At 70.2% G+C, this 21,411-nt stretch carries 16 protein-coding genes; 10 read left to right on the forward strand and 6 right to left on the reverse strand.

Annotated elements, in window-relative coordinates; all coding sequences use genetic code 11:
* Nucleotides 1-21 precede the first annotated feature (21 nt).
* A complete protein-coding gene (locus ACFUPX_RS01305; protein WP_383313825.1) occupies nt 22-525 on the reverse strand; it encodes a GNAT family N-acetyltransferase in 504 nt (167 codons plus the stop codon).
* A 151-nt stretch (nt 526-676) separates the two neighbouring features.
* Entirely contained in the window at nt 677-1,408 is a 732-nt protein-coding gene (locus ACFUPX_RS01310; RefSeq protein ID WP_383313827.1) for an SDR family oxidoreductase, read from the reverse strand.
* A 130-nt stretch (nt 1,409-1,538) separates the two neighbouring features.
* Here ACFUPX_RS01310 and ACFUPX_RS01315 point away from each other — a divergent pair, with 130 nt between their 5' ends.
* The 3 genes from ACFUPX_RS01315 to ACFUPX_RS01325 all read left to right on the forward strand — a co-directional run bounded on the left by ACFUPX_RS01315 (nt 1,539) and on the right by ACFUPX_RS01325 (nt 7,327).
* A complete protein-coding gene (locus ACFUPX_RS01315) occupies nt 1,539-2,129 on the forward strand; it encodes a TetR/AcrR family transcriptional regulator (RefSeq protein WP_383313829.1) in 591 nt (196 codons plus the stop codon).
* Between the two features lie 481 nt (nt 2,130-2,610).
* Entirely contained in the window at nt 2,611-3,780 is a 1,170-nt protein-coding gene (locus ACFUPX_RS01320; protein WP_383313831.1) for a serine hydrolase domain-containing protein, read from the forward strand.
* Nucleotides 3,781-4,153: 373 nt separating this feature from the next.
* The gene (locus ACFUPX_RS01325; protein WP_383313833.1) at nt 4,154-7,327 is read left to right on the forward strand and encodes a family 78 glycoside hydrolase catalytic domain; all 3,174 of its coding nucleotides are present in this window, start codon (nt 4,154-4,156) and stop codon (nt 7,325-7,327) included.
* A 116-nt stretch (nt 7,328-7,443) separates the two neighbouring features.
* Here the strand turns inward: ACFUPX_RS01325 and ACFUPX_RS01330 are convergent, their stop codons facing one another.
* Complete coding sequence (locus ACFUPX_RS01330) at nt 7,444-7,635, reverse strand: hypothetical protein (protein WP_383313834.1); 192 nt, start codon at nt 7,633-7,635, stop codon at nt 7,444-7,446.
* Between the two features lie 318 nt (nt 7,636-7,953).
* On the opposite strand from ACFUPX_RS01330, the gene ACFUPX_RS01335 reads away from it, so the two are divergent.
* The 3 genes from ACFUPX_RS01335 to ACFUPX_RS01345 all read left to right on the forward strand — a co-directional run bounded on the left by ACFUPX_RS01335 (nt 7,954) and on the right by ACFUPX_RS01345 (nt 12,053).
* Nucleotides 7,954-9,468, forward strand: coding sequence for a hypothetical protein (locus ACFUPX_RS01335; protein ID WP_383313836.1), 1,515 nt, complete (start codon nt 7,954-7,956; stop codon nt 9,466-9,468).
* Between the two features lie 191 nt (nt 9,469-9,659).
* Nucleotides 9,660-11,075: an NAD-dependent succinate-semialdehyde dehydrogenase gene (locus tag ACFUPX_RS01340; RefSeq protein WP_383313838.1), complete on the forward strand. Its 1,416-nt coding sequence runs from the start codon at nt 9,660-9,662 to the stop codon at nt 11,073-11,075.
* A 150-nt stretch (nt 11,076-11,225) separates the two neighbouring features.
* The gene (locus ACFUPX_RS01345) at nt 11,226-12,053 is read left to right on the forward strand and encodes an aldo/keto reductase (protein WP_383313840.1); all 828 of its coding nucleotides are present in this window, start codon (nt 11,226-11,228) and stop codon (nt 12,051-12,053) included.
* Between the two features lie 96 nt (nt 12,054-12,149).
* Here the strand turns inward: ACFUPX_RS01345 and ACFUPX_RS01350 are convergent, their stop codons facing one another.
* The 3 genes from ACFUPX_RS01350 to ACFUPX_RS01360 all read right to left on the reverse strand — a co-directional run bounded on the left by ACFUPX_RS01350 (nt 12,150) and on the right by ACFUPX_RS01360 (nt 16,798).
* Nucleotides 12,150-14,558, reverse strand: a complete 2,409-nt coding sequence (locus ACFUPX_RS01350) for a SpoIIE family protein phosphatase (protein ID WP_383313842.1) — start codon at nt 14,556-14,558, stop codon at nt 12,150-12,152.
* A gap of 295 nt (nt 14,559-14,853) precedes the next feature.
* Complete coding sequence (locus ACFUPX_RS01355; RefSeq protein WP_383313843.1) at nt 14,854-16,020, reverse strand: agmatine deiminase family protein; 1,167 nt, start codon at nt 16,018-16,020, stop codon at nt 14,854-14,856.
* Between the two features lie 145 nt (nt 16,021-16,165).
* On the reverse strand, nt 16,166-16,798 hold the full coding sequence (locus ACFUPX_RS01360; RefSeq protein ID WP_383313845.1) for a TetR/AcrR family transcriptional regulator: 633 nt from the start codon (nt 16,796-16,798) through the stop codon (nt 16,166-16,168).
* 208 nt (nt 16,799-17,006) lie between these two features.
* Here ACFUPX_RS01360 and ACFUPX_RS01365 point away from each other — a divergent pair, with 208 nt between their 5' ends.
* The 4 genes from ACFUPX_RS01365 to ACFUPX_RS01380 all read left to right on the forward strand — a co-directional run bounded on the left by ACFUPX_RS01365 (nt 17,007) and on the right by ACFUPX_RS01380 (nt 21,358).
* Complete coding sequence (locus tag ACFUPX_RS01365) at nt 17,007-17,588, forward strand: TetR/AcrR family transcriptional regulator (protein ID WP_383313847.1); 582 nt, start codon at nt 17,007-17,009, stop codon at nt 17,586-17,588.
* A 191-nt stretch (nt 17,589-17,779) separates the two neighbouring features.
* Nucleotides 17,780-18,493: an urease subunit gamma gene (gene ureA, locus ACFUPX_RS01370; protein WP_383313849.1), complete on the forward strand. Its 714-nt coding sequence runs from the start codon at nt 17,780-17,782 to the stop codon at nt 18,491-18,493.
* On the forward strand, nt 18,490-20,238 hold the full coding sequence (locus ACFUPX_RS01375; RefSeq protein WP_383313851.1) for an urease subunit alpha: 1,749 nt from the start codon (nt 18,490-18,492) through the stop codon (nt 20,236-20,238). The genes ureA and ACFUPX_RS01375 overlap by 4 nt, the downstream gene beginning before the upstream one ends.
* A gap of 106 nt (nt 20,239-20,344) precedes the next feature.
* Complete coding sequence (locus ACFUPX_RS01380) at nt 20,345-21,358, forward strand: agmatine/peptidylarginine deiminase (RefSeq protein ID WP_383313853.1); 1,014 nt, start codon at nt 20,345-20,347, stop codon at nt 21,356-21,358.
* Nucleotides 21,359-21,411 lie beyond the last annotated feature (53 nt).

The following is a 21,411-nucleotide window of genomic DNA, read 5'->3' on the forward strand; positions in this document are numbered from 1 at the left end:
CCCGAGCAAACGGCGTCGTCGTCACGGCAACGAGCGCGTGAGCCACACCACTTCACCGTTGGCCTCGGTGGAAACGCGATCCCGCTCGAACCCGAGCTTCTCCAGGACGCGGAGAGACGCCGTGTTCCACGTGGCGACGGTCGACCAGATGCGTTTGCGCCCGGTCGCGCCGGCGGCATCGAGCACGGCGCGGGCCGCCTCGGTGGCGTAGCCACGCCCATGCGCGTGCTGGAACAGCTCGTACGCGATCTCGGGCTCCTCCACGCTGGAGCGGCCGATGATCAATCCGCAGTAGCCGATGAAGTCGCCTTCGTCGCGGCGCTGGATGGGCAGCAGCGCGAACCCCGTTGTCGCCGTCGCGGCGAGCAGCTTCGCGATGTCCGTCCGGGTCTCTTCAACCGTGGGGGTCCCGTTGCCGCGTTCGGAGAGGAGAGCGCTGAACTCGGCGGCGTCCGACTCGGCCCACGGCCGCAGTATCAGCCGCTCGGTCTCCAGGTGGAACGACATGGTCTCGTAGCTAGACATGTCCCTACTCTGCCCGACGGCCCATGATGCCCGTGGGTTCAGCGCAACTGAAGCTTGTTCAGCGGGAACTCGGGGGTCGGTCCGTGTGCGTCGGCTGGGGGTATCCGTGGGTTCGGCAGGAACGTGGGGGTGGGCTGCGTGGTGGCGCAGACTATCCCTGGGCGGTGGGGCGAACCACGATGTCGCCTACATCGACACCGTCCGGCTGCTCGATGGCGAAGGCGATGGCGCGGGCCACCGCGTCGGGCGAAAGAGCGGTCTCCATCATCTTGTCGATCTGGGTTTTCACCGCCGGATCCATGCGCTCTGCGAAGTCCGTGCGGACGGCGCCGGGAGAGACGACGGTGACGCGCAGGCTGTCGCCGGCCTCTTGCCGCAAGCCCTCGGAGATGGTGCGCACGGCGTTCTTCGTGCCGGCGTACACCGACTGGAGCGGCACGATGCGCAGTCCGGCGGTGGACACGGTGTTGACGAAGTGCCCGAAGCCCTGCTCCCGGAAGACGGGAAGGGCCGCGGCGATCCCGTACAGGACCCCTTTGAGGTTGACGTCGATCATCTCCTCCCAGTCTTCGACGCGCAGGTCATCCAGACGGGAGATCAGACCGACCCCGGCGTTGCTGACGAGGACGTCGAGTTTGCCGTATCGATCGCTTGCCAGCCTGACGAGGCCGGAAAGGTCCTCGCGGCGCGTGACGTCCGTGCGGGCCCAGGCGGCTTCACCGCCGGCCTCCTCGATGCGGGCGGCCAGAGCCTCAAGACGCTCCGGACGGCGTGCCCCGAGGATAATCTTCGCGCCGCGCTCGGCGAGCAGGAGCGCGGTCGCCTCGCCGATGCCGCTGCCGGCGCCCGTGATCGCCACGACCTTGCCTTCGATTCCCGACATGATGGACAGCCCTTCCAGCGGAGGAGTGGGGGGCGGCCATGCCTTACAGTGAAAGTGGAGGCGCCGCCACTTGGTCCACGTTAAGTGGCGGCGCCTCCACTTAGCAAATGGAGACAAGGGAGAGCCACTGATGGCCCGGGATGCAGGACGCCCGCTGAGGGCTGACGCACAGCGGAACCGGGAGAAGATCCTGGCCGCCGCGGTGCACGTGTTCACCGAGGAGGGGCTGGATGCGCACTTCGAGCGCATCGCCAGAGAAGCGGGCGTGGGAACCGGCACCCTCTACCGCAACTTCCCGACCCGGGAAGCTCTGATCGAGGCGGCGTACCGCAACGAAGTGGCCCGGCTGTGCGACGCCGTCCCCGGCCTCCTCGCGGCGATGTCACCGCCTGAGGCGCTGCGAGCCTGGACCCGCCGCTTCATCGACTACGCCACCGCCAAACTCGGCATGGCCGACGCCCTGCGAGCCGTCGTCAACTTGGGAACCAATCCCTACGCCGACAGTCACGAGATGATTCAGACCGCCCTCTCCTCCCTCATGGACGCCAATAGCGCTGCCGGAACGATCCGGTCCGACATCAGTCCGGCCGACATGTTCGCCGCCCTCGCCGGCATCGCCCTCACCTCGGCCAAGCCCGAGCAGCGAGAGCAGGCCGAACGCCTCCTCGACCTCATCCTGGACGGACTGAAACCCGCGCCGCCGCGGCCCCCCGAAAACTGACGGCGGAAGTCCGGACATCATCGAAGCTGCTGTTCAGCGGCCTGTTCCAGTAGTGCTCGCGCGGAGTCCGAGTAGTGCATCGCTGTCTTCTCATCGAGCCCGAACACCTCGGCGAGGCGGAGCGGATCGGGTAGCGATCGACCTGTTCGGGCGCGAGCGGCTGGAGCACGCTCGGCTTCCGCGCCGATGCCGGGGGCGATACCTTCCAGTCGCTCAACGAGCCATCGCTCCGGGTCGAGCCGTCCGAAGTCACGCGGAACCTGCTCGAACCCCACAGGGTCAGAGACTCGGCGAGGCTCAGAAGAACTCACGGGATGTCGCACACCCGCCCTGCGGCTGGAGGGCGCCCGCCGCGATGCTCTGGGGGGTTACCCCTACCCGGAGCCGGGCGGCTAGCAGGATCGTCCCGAGGGGACGCCTCCGGAAATGCTGGGACCGGCATATGCCGCTGGTTCTTCGATGATTCCGTAGGAGTTGGCTCGTGCGTGAGCAGGTATGGCAGAGGTCCCGTTCCCCCAAGCAGCAGGGTGCTCTGCGCAGAGCCGTCCCGGCCGCGGCCGCGTTGGCCGTCGGTGTCATGACACTGGGCGCCCTGGCGCCGCCCGCGGCGTCCGCCGCCCCCAGGCCGGACACCGTCCAGCAGGGCCTCAACTCGCTGGTCCGCTCCGACGGCCTGCCCGCCGCCCTGGCCAGTGCCCAGGACGGCGAGGGCCGCACCCGCACCTACACCGCGGGGGTCGGCGATCTCGCCACCGGCTCGAAGGTGCCCAGGGACGGCCAGGTGCGGATCGGCAGCAACACCAAGGCGTTCACCGCGGTGGTCGTGCTGCAACTCGTCGGCGAGGGAAAGATCGGCCTCGACACCTCGGTCGACACCTATCTGCCGGGCGTCGTACGCGGGGAGGGCATCGACGGACGACGCATCACCGTCCGCCACCTCCTGCAGCAGACCAGCGGACTGCCCAACTACAGCAACTACCTCGGAGACCCCCGCTACTTCGAGCCCCGCGAGCTCCTGGACATCGCACTCCAGCACAAGGCGGAGTTCGAGCCCGGGAAGAAGTGGGCGTACAGCAACACGAACTACGTCCTGGCAGGCCTGATCGTCGAGAAGGTCACCCGCCACCCCCTGGCCCAGGAGATGGAGCGGCGTGTCATCAAACGCGTCGGGCTGCGCCACACCTACTTCCCCGCTCGCCGCGACACGACGATCCGAGGCCCCCACCCCCACGGCTACTACCGGGATGCGCCCGACGCGCCGCTGCAGGACATCACGGAGATCGACCCCTCCTGGGGATGGGCCGCGGGAGCGCTGGTCTCCACCAACTCCGACCTCAACCGGTTCTACTCCGAGCTCCTGGCCGGCAACCTGCTCCCGAAGGACCAGCTCGCCCAGATGCGCGCCGACACCCGCCCCGCCGAAGACACCTTCGGCCCCGGCGCCCGCTACGGCCTCGGTCTCGTCAGCAAGCCGCTTCCGTGCGGAGAGGGCCTCTACTGGGGCCATGGCGGCAGCTTCCCGGGCTACGAGACCCGGGGCGGAGCCACTGACGACGGCCGCGCCGCCAACGTCGCGGTGACCATGCAACTGGACGACGAGGCAGGCAGGGCGCGCGTCGACAAGATCGTGGACGCCGCGCTGTGCCGCTGAGGCGGATCGCCTGACCGTGGCTGCCTGATGTGACGTCAGAAGTACGTCACATCAGGCAGAGGGCGGCCCCCCCCCGGCCGCCCGACCCTCGCTCGCCGAGCTTCGCCCCGGCGGAGCCGGGCGGGGCCGCCCCGTCCGTAACGGATGGCTGCCCGTGTCACACCTCTTGAGTTGCCCGCAGTGGTCGACCTAGGCTTACCGGGCCGTAAATGAAACGTTTCATTTACGTTTTGGGCACTCGGATTCATCATCCAAGGGACATGTGATGAGCGAAGAGCGTGAGACGAGGCGCGGCAGTGCGTGGGACCGGCGGGCCTTCTTGAGGACTTCCGCGGTCGGTGCCGGAGTGGGCGTCCTCGGGTTGGGTCAAGGTGTGGACAGCGCCGTCGCGGACGACCGGGGCGACGAGCGGGAGGGCGGAGGGGCGTTGAGGGTCGAGCGCACCACCGTCGAGTACGCGACGTCGCTCCTCGGTACGGATGTCAGTGAGCCGAGGCTGAGTTGGGAGCTGTCGGCGCCGGGCCGTGGCGCCCGGCAAAGCGCCTATCAGGTCAGGGTCTCGCTCGCTCCGGGCGATGCGGGGGCGAAGACGGTGTGGGACTCCGGTCGGGTCGCCTCCTCGCGGACCCTCGGAGTCCCGTACGCGGGGCCCGCGTTGACATCCCGCACGCGCTACCACTGGCAAGTGCGGGTCTGGGACGCCGACGGCAAGGCGTCCGCCTGGAGCACCTCGCGCTGGTGGGAGACCGCTCTGGCGAAGGACGCCTGGAAGGGGCACTGGATCGGCGCGGACGCCGCCCCGAAACCGCCCGGCTTCGCGGGTTCTTCCTGGATCTGGTCGCCGGGTTCCACCGTGGAGGACGCTCCGGCGGGAGCACGGTGGTTCAGGGGCGTGCTCGAACTGCCCGAGGGTGTCGAGGTGTCCGCCGCCCAGGTGGTGGCCACCGCCGACGACGACTTCACCCTGCACCTGGACGGCGAGGAAGTCCTGCACGCCCCGGAACAGACCGACGGCTGGCGCACCGCCCGCCTTGCCGATGTGACCGAGCGCGTGCGAGGAGCGGGGCGCCGCGTCGTGGTGGCCGCCCGCGCGACCAACCGCGGCAGTGCCTCGGTCAACCCCGGCGGGCTGCTCGTCCGGCTGCTGGTGGAATCCGGCGGCGGCGCCCACGAGTTGGTCACCGGGGCGGAGTGGAAGTGCGCGGAGTCGGAGCAGGAGGGCTGGCAGCGGGCCGACTTCGACGACAGCGGGTGGCCCGAGGCGAAGGTGCTCGCGCCGTTCGGCGAAGGCCCCTGGGGCAGTGACGCGCAGGTTCCCGCGGCCGAGCAGCCCGCGCCGCTGCTGCGCCGCGAGTTCACCGTACGCAAGGCCGTGAAGCGTGCCCGCCTCTACATCAGTGGTCTGGCCTACTACGAGGCCCACATCAACGGCCGCCGGATCGGCCGCCAGGTGCTCGACCCGGGCTTCACGGACTACGAGGAGACCGTCTTCTACGCCGTGCACGACGTGACGGACCAGATCCGACGCGGCGCCAATGCCATCGGTGTCACCCTCGGCCGTGGCTTCTACGGCATGACGACGCCCAACGTGTGGAACTGGCACAAGCCGCCGTGGCACGGGGAGCCCCAGCTCATCGGTCAGCTAGAGATCGAGCACGCGGACGGCTCCCGGACCACCGTCGCCACGGACGGGTCATGGCGGATCACCGAGGGCCCGACCCGGTCCAACTCCCTCTACGCGGGGGAGACCTACGACGCCCGCGAACATCGCAAGGGCTGGACCGAGCCGGGCTTCGACGACGGCGACTGGCGGCGGCCCGTACGCCGGGAAGCGCCGAAGGGAGCGCTGCGCGCGCAGCCGCACGACGCGATCGAGGTCATCGACACCGTGCGGCCGGTGGCGGTGAAGGCGCACGGCGAGGACTGGATCGTCGACATGGGGCGCACCTTGGCGGGGTGGACGCGACTGCGCGTGCGGGCCGGCGCGGGCACCCTCGTGCGGCTCGCGCACGGCGAGAAGCTCAAGGACGACGGCAGCGTGCACGCGGAGACGGGGCATGTGCCCGGCCGGTTCCAGACCGACGAGTACATCTGCGCGGGAGGTGGAGCCGATGAGGTGTGGGAGCCCCGCTTCTCGTACAAGGGCTTCCGCTATGTGCAGCTCAGCGGGCTGCCCGGCAAGCCCGATCTGGACGACGTCATCGGCCGTCTGGTCCACACGCCCGTCGACGACACCGGCACCTTCGCCTGCTCCGAGCCCTTCTACGAGCGGCTCGAAAAGGCCATGCGGCGCACGATCCAGAACAACCTGCACGGCATCCCCACGGACACCCCGATGTATGAGAAGAACGGCTGGACCGGCGACGCGCAGGTCGGCGCGCCCGTCATGATGTACGCCCTGGGCATGCACCGCTTCCTGGGCAAGTGGCTGGGCGACCTGGAGGACAGCCAGAACAAGGACGGCCAGCTGCCGGTGATCGTGCCGAGCGGAGGCTGGGGGTACGGGGACCTGGGCCCGTCCCCGGAGTGGACCACGGTCTATCCGTTCCTGGTGCGCGAGATGTACCGGGTCTACGGCGACGAGCGCGTCATACATCAGCATCTGCCCGCCCTGACACGGTACTTGGACTGGGAGACCGACCGACTGAAGGACGGCCTGGCGGTGACGGCGCTCGGCGACTATCTGTCACCCGGCTACGGAGGCAACCCGCCCGAGGACACCCGGCTCACCGCGACCGCCTATCTGCACCGGGCGCTCACCGACACCGCCGAGATGGCGCGCATCGCTGGTGACAACGATGTCGCGACGCGTTTCCTGAGCACCGCCGAGCAGCTGAAGAAGAGCCTCAACGCGACGTTCCTCGCCCCGGAGGGCCACTACCGCACGGCCAAGGACCCCGAATACCGGCAGACCAACAACTGCGTTCCGCTGGCCTTCGGCCTGGTTCCGCCCGGCGCGAAGGCGAGCGTCACGGACTCGCTCCTCGCCGACATCAAGAAGCGGGGCAACCACCTCAACACCGGCTGCCTGGGCACCAGTGTGCTGCTGCGCTGCCTGAGCGCACACGGCCACCCCGACGTGGCACACGCCATTGCCACCCAGCGGACCTACCCGAGCTGGGGCCACTGGTTCGACAGCGGCGCGGACACCATGTGGGAGATGTGGCCGCTCGACTCACGCTCGCGCGACCACTACTTCCAGGGGACCGTGGTGCAGTGGCTGTACGAGAACGTGGCGGGGCTGCGTCCCGGCGACGAGGGGTATCGGACCTTCACCGTCCGGCCCGACGCGCGTACGGGTGTCACCTGGGCGCGGACCGAGTTCCACACCGTGCGCGGCCCGGCCGAGGTGTCCTGGTCACGCGTCGACGAGACCGTGCGTCTCACGGTGCGCGTGCCGGTGGGCGCGACGGCGGAGGTCCATGTCCCCACCGCGTCACGCAAGGACGTGCGGGCGCCGCAGGGCGCTGAGTTCGTGCGCACCGAACCGGGCTACGCGGTGTACCGGGCCCCGCACGGCACTTGGGGGTTCAGCGGGCGCCCCTGAGGTCCCGCGGGCCTCTGACTCCTGACGCCCTCCCGCCTTGGCGCTCGATGTGCCGGGGCGGGAGGCGCGGGTCGCCGCGGGCCGACGAGAGCGGCCTTCAGCGACGAGAGGGACCGTCAGCTGAGCCAGCTGTACAGGGCCGCGACGACGACGAACAGCACGACGACGCCCGTCAGGATCAGCGTTCCGGTGCCCGTCTGCAGGGAGCGCTCCTGATCGGCGCGCTTCTCCTCGATGAAGGCCTTCGCGTCGGCCTCCGTGCGCGTGCGCACCCACTGGCCGTTCTGTCCCGCATTGGGAAACATCATGAACCTCCTGTGGTAACAGCGGTCCGTCTGCCCGCTTCTGACACATGCAAACCCCACGGGACCCGGCTCGCACGAACCCCACGGGCCGCAGGGGTGGCGGAGGGCAGCACGCCCCGACGCGTGCGGGACCGGCGCGACGAACGCGCCCACTTTCGGCGTACGCCTCCCACGGAGTGTCGGCCGATCCGTCCCGATCCTCGCACTGCGCCCCTGAGAAGAGCGGGGTAATTTGTGCACGTTTCTACCGATTATCGCTCTTCGGCCTGCGCCTTGTAGGCCGGCGGAGAAACCCTGCGGCACGTAGGGGGAAGGCAGGCGATGGCCAAGACCTTGAGCGTCCCAGTCGTCGGAGTCGTCGCGACGGAGTACCGCGGCGGGATGCCGACCGTGCGTGCCCCACGGCACGCCGGAGGCCATGGCTGGTCGGCCGTCGTGGCGGTGGCCTTCACCGTGGCCCAACTGGTTCTCGTACGCCCCGGAATGGGCCTCGGCTGGGATGAGGCCGTGTACGTCAGCCAGGTCAGCGGCCACGCCCCGGCGGCGTTCTTCAGCGCGCCGCGCTCCCGCGGGATCTCCCTGCTGGCCGCGCCGATCGCCTCGTGGTCGTCGTCCACCGAACTCCTGCGGGTCTATCTGGCCCTGCTGTCCGGCCTCGGGCTCTTCCTGGCGCTGCGCGCCTGGCGGGGGCTGTTCCCCGTGCGGGTGATCGCCTTCGCCGGAGCCCTGTTCGCGACGCTCTGGGTGACCGTGTTCTACGGCCCGGAGGTCATGCCCAACTACTGGGTCGCGATCGGCGCCCTCGCGGGTGTCGGGTGCTTCCTGCGGGTCGGGGCGGACCGCCGCGACCGGGCCGCGCTGTGGGGCGTGGGCGCGAGCGCGGCGCTGATGGCGTGGATGCGGCCCACCGACGCCGTCTGGGTGGTCCTCCCGCTGTTCCTCGCGCTGGTGTGCGTCCGCCGGTGGCGCCGACCGCGGCTGGTGGCGGCGCTCGCCGCGGGGCTGGGGTCCGGTGCCCTCGCGTGGGTCGCCGAGGCGTACGTCAGCTTCGGCGGGCTGGGGGCGCGCCTTGCCGACGCCTCCCGGATCCAGGGCGGCCTCGGCTGGAACATCGCCGTCCTCGATCAGCTGCGCGGTCTGCGCGGCCAGACCCTGTGCCGCCCGTGCACCGGCGCGGTCCCGCCGCCGGAGCTGATCGCGTGGTGGTTCGCCCTGCCGCTGCTCGCCGCGCTGGGGCTCGTCGTCGCGGTCAGGGCTCGGCGCACCGCGTGCACGCTGCTGCCGCTGGCCTGCGCCACGACAGCGGGCATCCCGTACCTGTTCATGATCGGATACGCCGCGCCGCGCTTCCTGCTGCCGTTCTACGCCCTGCTCGCCATCCCGGTCGCCGATGCCCTCGTCCACCTGGTCACCGCCCCGCGCCGGGCGTGGCGTCCCGTGGCCGCGACGCTGGTGGCGCTGGCGCTCGCCGGGCACGTGGCCGTGCAGTACGCGGTGCTCGACGACGCCGTGGGCCGCTCCACCGCGGGCCGCGAGAACTGGGCCGCCACCGCGTCCGAGCTGAACCGCCTCGGTGTCCGGCCGCCGTGCGTGGTGACCGGCATCGAGGCCCAGCCGGTCGCCTTCTACGCCGGGTGTTCCTCCGCCCAGACGCAGGGGCACAACGCCAACAGCACCCGGGCGGATCTCCTGCGGACCGCACGGCGGACGCCGACGGCCTCCCTCGCCACGGCGCAGGACGGGCCGCCCGAGTACGCGCGCGACTGGCCGGCCCACCGGTTCGGCGACCTGCGCATCCATGTGGCCCCCGCGCCCAGGACGGCGAACCAGAGGTGACCCTCCCGCCGGGCATCCGGCCCCCTTGGCGAACAGGTGCACCCTTTAGGGACATATGAACGGTTTGCGTATCGCGATGTCGGGTACCCCGGGTAGGGGCCGGAACGTGAGGCTCCGGCTTGTGCCCGCCTTTGCCCACCCGTGCCCCACCTTCGCCACCCTGTGCACACACTCGTCGTTCTGGAGAGTTCATGTCAGATCAGCGCAAGAGTTCGTTCGCGACCGTGAGCCCCGCCACGGGGGAGACCCTCGTGGAGTTCCCGGCCATCGAAGGCGACGAAGTCGATGCCAGGGTCGAGACCGCCGATGAGGCGTTCGACGCCTGGCGGAAGCGGCCGATCGAGGAGCGCGCCGCCGTCGTCGCCCGCGCGGCGGGTCTGATGAAGGAACGCAAGGAAGAGCTGGCCCAGATCATCACGCTGGAGATGGGCAAACTCATCTCCGAAGCGCGCGGGGAGGTGGACCTCGCCGCGTCGATCCTGGAGTACTACGCGCGGCACGGGCCGGACTTCGCCGCCGCCGAGCCGCTCGACGTCGAGGAGGGCGAGGCGTACCTCGTCAATGAGCCCCTCGGTGTCCTGCTCGGCGTCATGCCGTGGAACTTCCCGCTCTACCAGGTGGTCCGGTTCGCGGGGCCCAACCTGGTCCTCGGCAACACCGTGCTGGTCAAGCACGCCGGCATCTGCCCGCAGTCCGCACTCGCCCTGGAGTCGCTCTTCCGTGACGCGCAGGCGCCCGAGGGCGTCTACACGAACCTGTTCGTGAGCCACGAGGAGATCTCGCGCATCATCGACAGCCCGGTGGTCCGCGGAGCCTCCCTGACCGGCAGCGAGAAGGCGGGGGCCCAGGTCGCCGAACGGGCCGGGCGGAACATGAAGCCCAGTCTCCTCGAGCTCGGCGGCAGCGACGTCTTCATCGTCCTCGACGGCGAGCACCTAGAGCGTACGGTCGGGGCCGCGGTGGCGGGCCGGATGGCGAACACCGGCCAGAGCTGTGTGGCCTCGAAGCGGTTCATCGTCCTTGAGGACGTGTACGACGACTTCGTCGAAGGGATGCGCCGCAAGTTCGAGGAGCTGAAGCCGGGCGACCCGGCGGACGAGTCGACCACGCTCGGCCCGCTCTCCTCCGAACAGGCGGCGTCGGACCTGGCCGACCAGATCCGCGAGACGGTGGACCAGGGCGCGGAACTGGTCACCGGCGGCCACCGGATCGACCGCCCGGGAGCCTTCGTCGAACCGACGATCATCACCGGCGTCAAGCCGGGCATGCGCGCCTACGCCGAGGAGCTCTTCGGCCCGGCCGCGGTCGTCTACCGCGTCGCCGACGAGGACGAGGCCATCGCCCTCGCCAACGACAGCCAGTACGGCCTCGGCGGCTCCGTGTTCTGCGCGGACGTGGAGCGGGGCCGCCGGGTGGCGGAGCGCGTGGAGACCGGCATGGTCTGGGTGAACCACCCGACATCGACCCAGCCCGACCTGCCGTTCGGCGGCATCAAGCGCTCCGGCTACGGGCGTGAGCTCTCCAAGCTCGGCATGCGGGAATTCGTGAACCGCAAGCTCGTCCGCGTCCTGCCGCCCGACGCGGAGCTGCACGGAATCGCCGGCTGAACGATCCGACCGTGTCCCGCAGGACCGCACGACCGCGGCGGGACAAAAGCTGCCCATACATGTGTTTTGCGGGCGACTGAACGGAGAGGCGTCCTGACGGACAGACCTCCGCCCGCGAAACCAGCCACACCAGCAAGGCAAGGAGCCACCGTGACCGCAGTACCCGACATCACCCTCAACAACGCAGTGCAGATCCCCCAACTCGGCTTCGGCACCTTCCAGATCGAGCCGGAGGAGACCCGGGAGACGACGCTGGCGGCGCTGGAGGCCGGCTACCGGCACATCGACACGGCGCAGATGTACGGCAACGAGAAGGAGGTCGGCCAGGCGGTCCGCGACTCCGGCATCGACCGCGCCGACATCTTCGTGACCAGCAAGCTCAACAACGGCGCCCATGCGCACGACGACGCACTCAAGGCGTTCGACGGCACCATGGAGGCGCTGGGCCTCGACTACCTGGACCTCTTCCTCATCCACTGGCCGCTGCCCGGCAAGGGCGACTTCGTGGAGACCTGGAAGGCCCTGGAGGAGGTCTACCGCTCCGGCCGCGCCAAGGCCATCGGCGTCTCCAACTTCCAGCCCCACCACCTGCGTCGGCTGATGCAGGGCAGCGACGTCGTGCCCGCGGTCAACCAGATCGAGGTGCACCCCTACCTCACGCAGGACGACGTCCGGGCGTTCGGCGCCGAGCACGACATCGCCACCGAGGCCTGGTCGCCCATCGCGCAGGGCAAGGTGCTCGACGACCCCACCATCAACCGCATCGCCCAGCGCGTGGGCAAGTCGCCCGCCCAGGTGACCCTGCGCTGGCACATCCAGCGCGGAGACATCGTCTTCCCCAAGTCGGTGACCCAGAAGCGCATCGAGGAGAACTTCGACCTCTTCGACTTCGAGCTCAGCGAGGGCGACATCGGTGAGATCTCCGCACTGAACCGCGACGAGCGGACCGGCCCCGATCCGGAACGCTTCAACGGCTGAGGATCGTCTCGAAGAGGCGCCCGAGGGAGGTGAATCCCCCTCGGGCGCCTCTCTTGATGCCACCTTCGGGCTCTCGGGCTCCGGGACGCGCGGCGCTCAGAGCGTCTTCGGAAAGGCCTGCTCGGTCCAGATGGTCTTGCCGGAGCGGGTGTAGCGCGTGCCCCACCTCTGGACGAGCTGCGCGACGATGAACAGGCCGCGCCCGCCCTCGTCGTCCTCGCCGCTGTGGCGCAGGTGCGGTGAGGTGTGGCCGCCGTCCGCGACCTCGCACAGGAGGGTGCGGTCACGGATGAGGCGTACCTGAATCGTGCCTTCGGCGTATCTGACCGCGTTGGTGACCAGCTCACTGATGACGAGCTCGGTCGCGAACGACAGCTCCTCCAGGCCCCATTGGTGCAGCTGACGGGTTGCCAGTTCGCGCGCGCGGCTCGGGGTGACCGGTTCCGAGGGCAGCTCCCATTGGGCGACCTGCGAGGTGTCGAGTTCGCGGGTGCGGACGAGCAGCAGGGCGGTGTCGTCGGCCGTCGAGCCGCCCGGCAGGAGCTCCGCCACGGCCCGGTCGCACAGTTCCTCGAGCGACGCGTGCCGGTCGCTCAGTACCCGTCCCAGGGTGTCGAGTCCGTGATCGATGTCGCGGTCGCGGGCCTCGACCAGGCCGTCGGTGAAGAGGGCGAGCAGGCTGCCCACCGGCAGCTCGATCTCCAGCGACTCGAAGGGCAGGCCGCCGAGGCCCAGCGGCGGCCCCGCCGGCAGGTCAGGGAAGGACAGCCCCTGGACCGGGTCGACGACCGCGGGCGGCAGATGCCCGGCCCGTGCCATGATGCAGCGCCGCGAGACCGGGTCGTAGACCGCGTAGAGACAGGTCGCCCCGGTGGTCACATCCGCGTAGTTGCCGTCAGGTGATCCCAGCTCGCTGCGCTGCTCCTCCGCCGACTGCGCCACCAGGTCGTCGAGCCGGGTCAGCAGCTCGACGGGATCCATGTCCATCTGGGCGAACGCGCGGACGGTCGTACGCAGCCGTCCCATGGTGGCGGCCGCCTGCAGACCGTGGCCGACGACGTCCCCGACCACGAGTCCGACGCGGGTGCCGGACAGTGGGATGACGTCGAACCAGTCGCCGCCGACCCCCGTCACGTCGTCCGTGGGCAGGTAGCGGTGGGCCAGGTCGACCGCCGACTGCTCCGGCACGTGCTGCGGCAGCAACTGGCGCTGGAGCGCCAGGGAGGCGGTGCGCTCCCGGGTGAAGCGGCGGGCGTTGTCGATGGACACGGCCGTACGGGCGACCAGCTCGTCGGCCAGTGCCACCTCACCGCTGTCGAAGGTGGCCGAAGCCCACCCGGCGCCGCGGGTGAAGGTGACCAGCCCCAGTGTGCTGTTCCCGGCCCGCAGCGGTACGACCAGCGACGTGTCGTCGAGCACGAGCCCGCCCGACGAGAGGCTGCGGTCCTGCGGCGAACCAGGCGGATACTGCACGGCCGAGCGGTGCACGGGGGGAGGGGCAGGAGGCCGCTGCCCCGGTTTCCCCTCGCCGGATTCCTCGGCCGAGCAGCGGGCGACCCTTACCAGCGACATCGCCGCCGAGCCGCTGGTGGCAGGCACCTCGCCCTCCAGGACCGCCGTCGCGAGGTCGACCGTCACCGTGGAGGCGAACTCCGGCACCGCGACCTCGGTGATGTTCTCGGCGGTGACCATCACATCCAGGGCGGTTCCGATTCCTCGGCCCGCCTCGACGAGCAGCGCGAGGCGCCGCTGGGCCTTGTGACGGTCGGTGATGTCGAAGGCGTCCTCGCACACTCCGAACACGTGTCCGTCGGCGTCCTGGAGCCGGTAGTAGGCGCAGGACCAGAGATGGTCCGTCTCCGGATCGCTGGGCGGCCTGCCCTGGAAGTGCAGGTCAAGGAACGGCTCCCCGGTCGCCAGCACGTGGCGCATGACCGCGTCGAGAGTGGGCGGATGCCCCTTGGTCACGAACCGTCCCTCGGAGTACAGCTGATCGGCCCGCGAGCCGCGGAACTCGGCGAACGGCCGGCCGATCTCCCGTTCGTACGCCGCGTTGCACCAGGTCAGGCGCAGATCGGTGTCGTAAATGGCCAGACCGACGGGTGACTGGGTGGCCAGGCCGTGCCACAGGGCGAGCCGGGATTCCCAGACCCGCAGATCCGCCAGCTCCGTCGCGACGAGGACGCGCGCCGCCGTACCGGCGCCCGGCAGGGGGCACTCCGCGACGGCGACGTTCAGCTCACGCCCGTCCCGGTGCCGGGCGACGCAGACCTCGTTGCCCCGGCACCGGGGCGTGAGCGGGAGACCGGGCGGCGTCGGGCCCGGGGGCAGGAAGGTGGCCAGGGGGCGGCCGACGATCTCCTGCGGCCGGTAGCCGAGGAGCCGCTCGGCCCCGGGGCTCCATCCGATCACCGTGTTCTGGGCGTCGACGACCGCCGTGGCCGCCCTGGTGATGTCGAGGGGCCCACGAAAATCAGCACTCTGCTCCGCGTTCGATGCCGTCATGGCGCCACACCAGCCCCGTTCATCCCCTACAGAATCCGCCGTCCCGGGGGCAGGCACAACCGCGGTGCACCCAATCAACGCAAGTCCCCGCGCGCGCTGAGCGCCCGCTCGCCCGGGGAGCGGTTGTCCGAGGGGGTTCAGTCTTGTCGGGGAGGCAACCGATGGGCGGCGTGCCGGGGGCGGTGTCCTTGTACGGCACCGAACTCGAGCGCCGCTTCGTAGGCGCCGGACGGATGGTCCGTGATCGATCCCTCCGTCAGGGTGACGGGCACGTGAGAGACCCACGAGTAGGGGGTCAGTCGACCGGCTTGCCGGGCTCGTCGTGGGTGGAGCAGTGGATGCCGCCGCCACCGGAGGCGATGGTGTCGATCTGGACCGGGACGATGTCGCGCTTGGGGAAGTGCTCCTGGAGGATGCTCCGGGCGCGCTTGTCGGCCTTCCGGTCGCCGAACCTGGGCATGAAGACGGAGTCGTTGGCGACGTAGAAATTGGCGTACGTCGACACGAAGTCGTCGCCCTCGCCGGTGATCTCGTACAGATCGGGCTGCGGCAGATCGATGATCTCGAAGGACCGGCCCTTGGCGTCGGTCGCCTTGCTGAGTACGGACTTCGCCTGGTCGGCGGCGCGTGACCAGGAGTCGGCGGGGGTGTCGGGGTGCGCCCTGTCCAGGAGCACCACACCGGGCTCGGTGAAGCGCACGAGGCTGTCCACGTGGGCGTCGGTGATGTCCTGGCCGCGGACACCGGCCAGCCAGATCACCTTCTTGATGCCCAGGGTCCGCTTGAGCTCGTCCTCGATCTGGTCCTGGCTCTTCCCGCGGTTGCGGTTGTCGTTGACGATCGAGCTCTCGGTGATGAGCAGGGTGCCCTCGCCGTCGGTCTCGAAGGAGCCGCCCTCGGCGACCAGGGGGGCCTTCCTGCGGGGGATGTCGTACTTCGACAGGAGGGTGCGGCCCACCCGGGCGTCGTTCGGGTGCTCCTGCTTGTTGCCCCAGCCGTTGAAGTTGAAGTCGACGCCGACGACGTCGCCGTCCTGTTCCACGAACACCGGCACGGTGTCACGCGCCCACAGGTCGTCGACCGCCAGCGGGATGACCTCGACGTCGCGCCCGCAGGCCTTCTGGGCGGCGGCCTGCTGGTCGGGCCTCGCCATCATCACGACGTACTCGTACTCCGCGATGGAGCGGGCGATGCGCGCGATGTCCTTGCGCACGTAGGGCAGGTCCTCCGCCCACACCGACTCCAGGGCGGGCCACGACATGAAGGTGCGTGCGTGGCTCTCCCACTCGGCGCCCATGCGCAGCCCCTTGGCGGCCGTGTCGTTCTCACCGGCCGTGCTCGCGGCACCCGTCAGTTCGTCGCCGGGGCCGCACGCCGACGCGCCGAGAACCACGGCGCCGATCCCGGCGAACGCGCGGAGCGCGGAGCGGCGGGAGGGCAGGGAGGGGAGGGAAAGAGACACGGTGAACTCCGATCATCGTGATGGGGATCAAGCTATCCGTCGGCACGGAGGGACGCTCGACGAGCGCGGCGGACGGGCATGACACGTGAAGGGCGCGAAGCGGACGGAGCCGCTCGCTGCCCCGACTCTGACACGAACTGAAAATTCAGTCAAAGGTGGGTGCGGCGCTCCGCAGGTATGCCAGCTCCACCGCGATGGCCTCACTCATGAGCTCACGGGCGTGGGCCAGGGACAGGACCTCGCTGAGCCATCGCATGCTCAGGCCCTCCAACGCGGCGGTGAGCCGCTCGGCGGAGGCGGTCAGGGCGGTGCCGGGCGCCGTCCGGTGAATGCGGCCGAGGGTGTCCGTGAGCTCGCCGATCCAGACGAGGCGGGCTTCGGCCAGTGCTTCCCGGAGCTCCGGGTCGAAGACGGCGGTGGCGCGCAACTCGCCCCATGCCGTGCTGTTCTCGCGGACCTCGGGGCGGTCCTGGAACTCCAGCAGGAGGGAGCGCTCCAGCTCCTGTCGGGCAGCGAGGCCGGGATCGGGGCCGGGGTCGGGGCTTGAACCGCCGGAACCGGAACCGCCGGGACCGGCGGTGTAGCGCTCCGCGCGATCGCTGATGAACTCCATGGTCAGGCGCAGGATGCCCGCGCGATCCTTGAAGTGGTAGTAGACGAGCGCCGTGGAAACGCCCGCCTCGGTGGCGATCTCCGATACGCGAAGCCCACGGACCCCGCGCCGGGCGATCACCCTGGCAGCCGCCTTCAGGATGGATGTCCTGCGGTCAGCCCTCACGTCGTTCCCTCCTCGTACGACGGCCGCGCGCCGTCACGTATGGCCTACATTGACTGAAACTTTAGTTAGCGACACGATCATCCTCCGGGCGACCCCCGGCCGTCGCGTCACCGCGTGCGGATGCGGATGCCCGGTGGCCTGCCGCGCGGTCCGGCTGTCGGCCGACCGAGATCAACGGGGCGGGTACGGCCCGGTAGGGTTTCGATTCATGGCGCCTCGCTCTACTCAGATCCTTGAAGCGGCCGCACGGCTGATCGCCCGTCGCGGGGTCCGCGGCCTGCGCGTCGAGGAGCTCGCCGCCGAGGCGGGCGTCTCGACGGGGCTGATCTACTACCACTTCAAGGACCGCACGGGGATCCTGCGCCAGACGCTGGAGTTCATCAACGACCGTGCCGAGCGCTACACGACCGGTGCGGCTTCGGACGCCGAGCCGCTCCCCGCGCGCGAGGAGCTGGAGGCGATCCTGCTCCTGGAGCTCCAGGACACCCCGGTGGTCAGGGAGAACAGCTCCGCCTGGGGCGAGTTGCGCGCCAGCGCCGTCTTCGACGAGGTGCTGCGGGAGGACCTGGCCAGGGCGACCCTGGTGTGGGTGCAGGAGGTGGCGGCTCTGCTCGGGCAGGTGCAGCCGATGACCCCGGCGCCCGCCCTGGCCGCGGCCGGCGAGCGACTCACCGCCCTGCTCGAAGGGCTCAGCATGCGCTGGCTCAGCGGTGGACTGCGGATCGAGCACGCGCGTGACCTGATGCGCGGTGCCATCGACGCCGAGCTGGCGCTCCTGCGGGAGAAGTAGCTCCAACCGGGCCGGCCCTCAGGGCTTCCGGCCGCCTGCCAATCCGTTTCTTGCCTGCCTTTCCTGTCGGTCGTTTCCTTACGCCTCGACTCTTGACTGAAAATTCAGTCAGTGCCACAGTGGTGGCGCCGCCCGCCTCCGCTTTCCCCGCGTCGAGGCGCCGCCGAACTTCCGGAGCGAGGAATGAGCCCATGCCGCTGACCCCCACCGAACGTGACCGGCTGCTGCTGTTCACCGCCGCCGAGCTTGCGCGGTCCCGGCACGCGCGTGGTCTGCGGCTCAACGTCCCGGAGGCGACCGCGGTCATCGCCGACACCGTCTGCGAGGCGGCCCGGGACGGTCTGCGCCTGGCCGCGGCCGTCGAACGCGGACGCACCGTCCTGGGGCCCGACGACATCCTGCCGGGCGTCGGTGACGTGGTCACCGAGATCCAGGTCGAGGCCGTCTTCGACGACGGCACGCGTCTTGCCGTGGTCGGCGATCCCTTCGGCGCGTGGCCGCGGCACGACGACGCCCCCGGCGCCGTACTGCCGGTGTCGCCGGACGTGGCCGCTCCCGAGGCTGTCGTGGAGCTGTCCGTGCGCAACACCGCGACGGTGCCGGTCAGTGTCACGTCCCACTTCCACTTCTTCGAGGTCAACCCCCGGCTCGACTTCGACCGCTGTGCCGCCTACGGCATGCGGCTCGCGGTGCCTGCCGGGTCCTCCGTGCGCTTCGGCCCCGGCGAGAGCGTCGAGGTCGGGCTCGTGCCGATCGGCGGTGAGCGGGTCGCCCTCGGCTTCGCGGGACTCGTGGACGGACCGCTCGACGCCCCGGGCGCACGGCAGGCGGCACTGCACAAGGCGGCGTCCTGCGGCTACTTGGGTGCCGCTTCCGTCGCAGATCCCCAGGGAGCACGAGCATGAGCAGACCCAGCAGGCACAGCGACCACTGCGCACCGGGAAGCCGGCACATCGACGCGCACGAGTACGCCACGGTGCACGGCCCGCGGGCCGGTGACCGTGTCCGGCTCGGCGACTCGGGCCTGGTGGTCCGGGTGGAGTCCGACGCGCAGCGGTACGGCGAGGAGTTCCTTGCCGGGTTCGGCAAGACGGCCCGTGACGGGCTGCATCTGAAGGCCGCCGCGGTCCGTGACACCTGTGACGTCGTGATCAGCAATGTGCTCGTGATCGATGCCGTGCAGGGCATCCGCAAGGTGTCCATCGGGATCCGGGAAGGGCGGATTCATGCGATAGGGCGGGCGGGTAACCCCGACACCCTCGACGGGGTCGACGTCGTCGTCGGCACCGGCACCACGATCATCTCCGGCGAGGGAATGATCGCGACCGCGGGCGCCATCGACACGCACGTCCATCTGCTCTCGCCGCGCATCATGGAGGCGTCGCTCGCCTCCGGGGTGACCACGATCATCGGCCAGGAGTTCGGGCCGATGTGGGGTGTCGGCGTCAACTCGCCCTGGGCCCTGCGGCACGCGTTCAACGCCTTCGACGCCTGGCCCGTGAACATCGGCTTCCTCGCCCGCGGTTCGTCGTCGGACTCCGCGCCCCTCGTCGAGGCGCTCGCCGAGGGCGGCGCCTGCGGCTTCAAGGTGCACGAGGATCTCGGGGCGCATGCACGGGCGTTGGACACGGCGCTGCGGGTGGCCGAGGAGCATGACGTTCAAGTCGCGCTGCACAGTGATGGGTTGAATGAGTGTCTTTCGGTCGAGGACACGTTGAAGGTGTTGGAGGGGCGGACCATTCATGCCTTCCACATCGAGGGGTGTGGCGGCGGGCATGTGCCCAATGTGCTGAAGATGGCGGGGGTGCCGAACGTCATCGGCTCTTCCACCAATCCGACGTTGCCCTTCGGTCGGGACGCGGTGGCCGAGCACTACGGGATGATCGTCTCCGTCCACGATCTGAAGACGGATCTGCCCGGTGACGCGGCGATGGCCCGTGACCGGATCCGGGCCGGGACGATGGGTGCCGAGGACGTGCTGCACGACCTGGGCGCCATCGGGATCACCTCCTCGGACGCGCAGGGCATGGGGCGTGCGGGCGAGACCGTACGCAGGACCTTCGCGATGGCCGGGAAGATGAAGGCCGAGCTGGGTCCGATGGAGGGCGACGGCGACGGGGACGACAACGCGCGCGTCCTTCGCTACATGGCCAAGCTGACCATCAACCCCGCCATCGCCCACGGCCTGGCCCACGAGGTCGGCTCCATCGAAGTCGGCAAGATGGCCGACATCGTGCTGTGGCGGCCGCCGTTCTTCGGGGCGAAACCACAGATGGTCCTCAAGTCCGGCTTCCCCGCCTACGGCGTCACCGGCGACCCCAACGCCGCCACCGACAGCTGCGAACCGCTCGTCCTCGGCCCACTGTTCGGGGCCCACGGCGCGACGCCCGCCGACCTCTCCGTGGCCTTCGTCAGCAGGGCCGCGGCCGAATCGGCTTCCTTCGGCAGGCCCTACGACGCGATGGCCACCCGGCGTCGCCGCGTCGCCGTGCGCGGCACCCGCGGCATCGGCCCGGCCGACATGGTCGGCAACACCCGCCTCGGGGACGTTCAGGTGGACGCGGACACCGGCCTGGTGACGCTCGACGGGGCGCCCCTGCGCTCCGAGCCCGCGCAGGAAGTCTCCCTGAGCCGCCTGTACTTCTTGTGACCCCCACTTCTTGTGACCTTGCCTGACTGAAGACTCAGTCGCCTACCGCAAAGCTTCCCCTTGCCCCCTCCCGCCTCCACCGCTTCGGCAGAAAAGAGACACCCTCATGACCGCATTCCGTATGCCCGCCGAATGGTCCGAGCACGAGAGCTGCCTGATGGCCTGGCCCACCCGCGTCGACCTGTGGGGCGGCGTACTCGCTCAGGTGAAGGGCGAGTACGCGCAAGTCGCCCGCTCCATAGCGGAGTTCGAGCCGGTCACGATGGTCGCGCCGCCCGGACACGGCGACGAGGCCCGCACGCGGTGCGGCGAAGGTGTCACCGTGGTCGAACTGCCGCTGGACGACTCGTGGTTCCGCGACAGCGCCCCGCTCTTCGTCCTCGACGGCGACGGCCGCCGCGCCGGGGTCGACTTCCGCTTCAACGCCTGGGGCGGCAAGCATCACCCGTACGACGCGGACGACCGGATCAGCGGCCTGCTGCTCGAGCGTCTCGGCGTCGAGCGCATCCCCTCCGACATGATCCTGGAGGGCGGGTCGATCACGGTCGACGGCGAGGGCACACTGATCACCACCGAGCAGTGTCTGCTCCACCCCAACCGCAACCCGGGCATGAGCCGCGACGAGATCGAGGCCGAGCTGAAGGTACGGCTCGGTGTCACCAAGGTCATCTGGCTTCCGTACGGCGGACTGCTCGACACCGAGACGGACGGACACGTCGACGGCGTCTGCGCGTTCGCCGCTCCCGGCAAGGTCGTCGTCTCCCTTCCCGACGACCCGGCGCACCCCGACCACGCACGGATGCGCGCCAACCGCGCGGTGCTCGAAGCCACGGCCGACGCCCAGGGCCGCCCGCTGGAGATCGTCGACGTCCCGCAGACCGTGTTCACCGATGTGGCGGGAGGCGAGGTCGAGGTGTCCTACCTCAACTACTACGTCGCCAACGGCGGTGTCGTCGTCCCCGTGGCCGGACTCCCCGAGGACGAGGACGCCCTCGCGGTGATCGCGTCCGCCTACCCGGGGCGCAAGGTCGTCGGCGTACGGGCGGCGGCCGTCGCGTACGGCGGCGGGGGCGTCCACTGCATCACCCAGCAGGTTCCCGCCGCCCGTCCCACCGCGTGACTCCGCCGTGAGCGCCCCCCTCACCACCTCAGACGCGTGCCGCTCCCCGAGAC

This window comes from Streptomyces sp. NPDC057302 (assembly GCF_042667685.1).
In the GTDB taxonomy this organism is placed as follows: domain Bacteria; phylum Actinomycetota; class Actinomycetes; order Streptomycetales; family Streptomycetaceae; genus Streptomyces.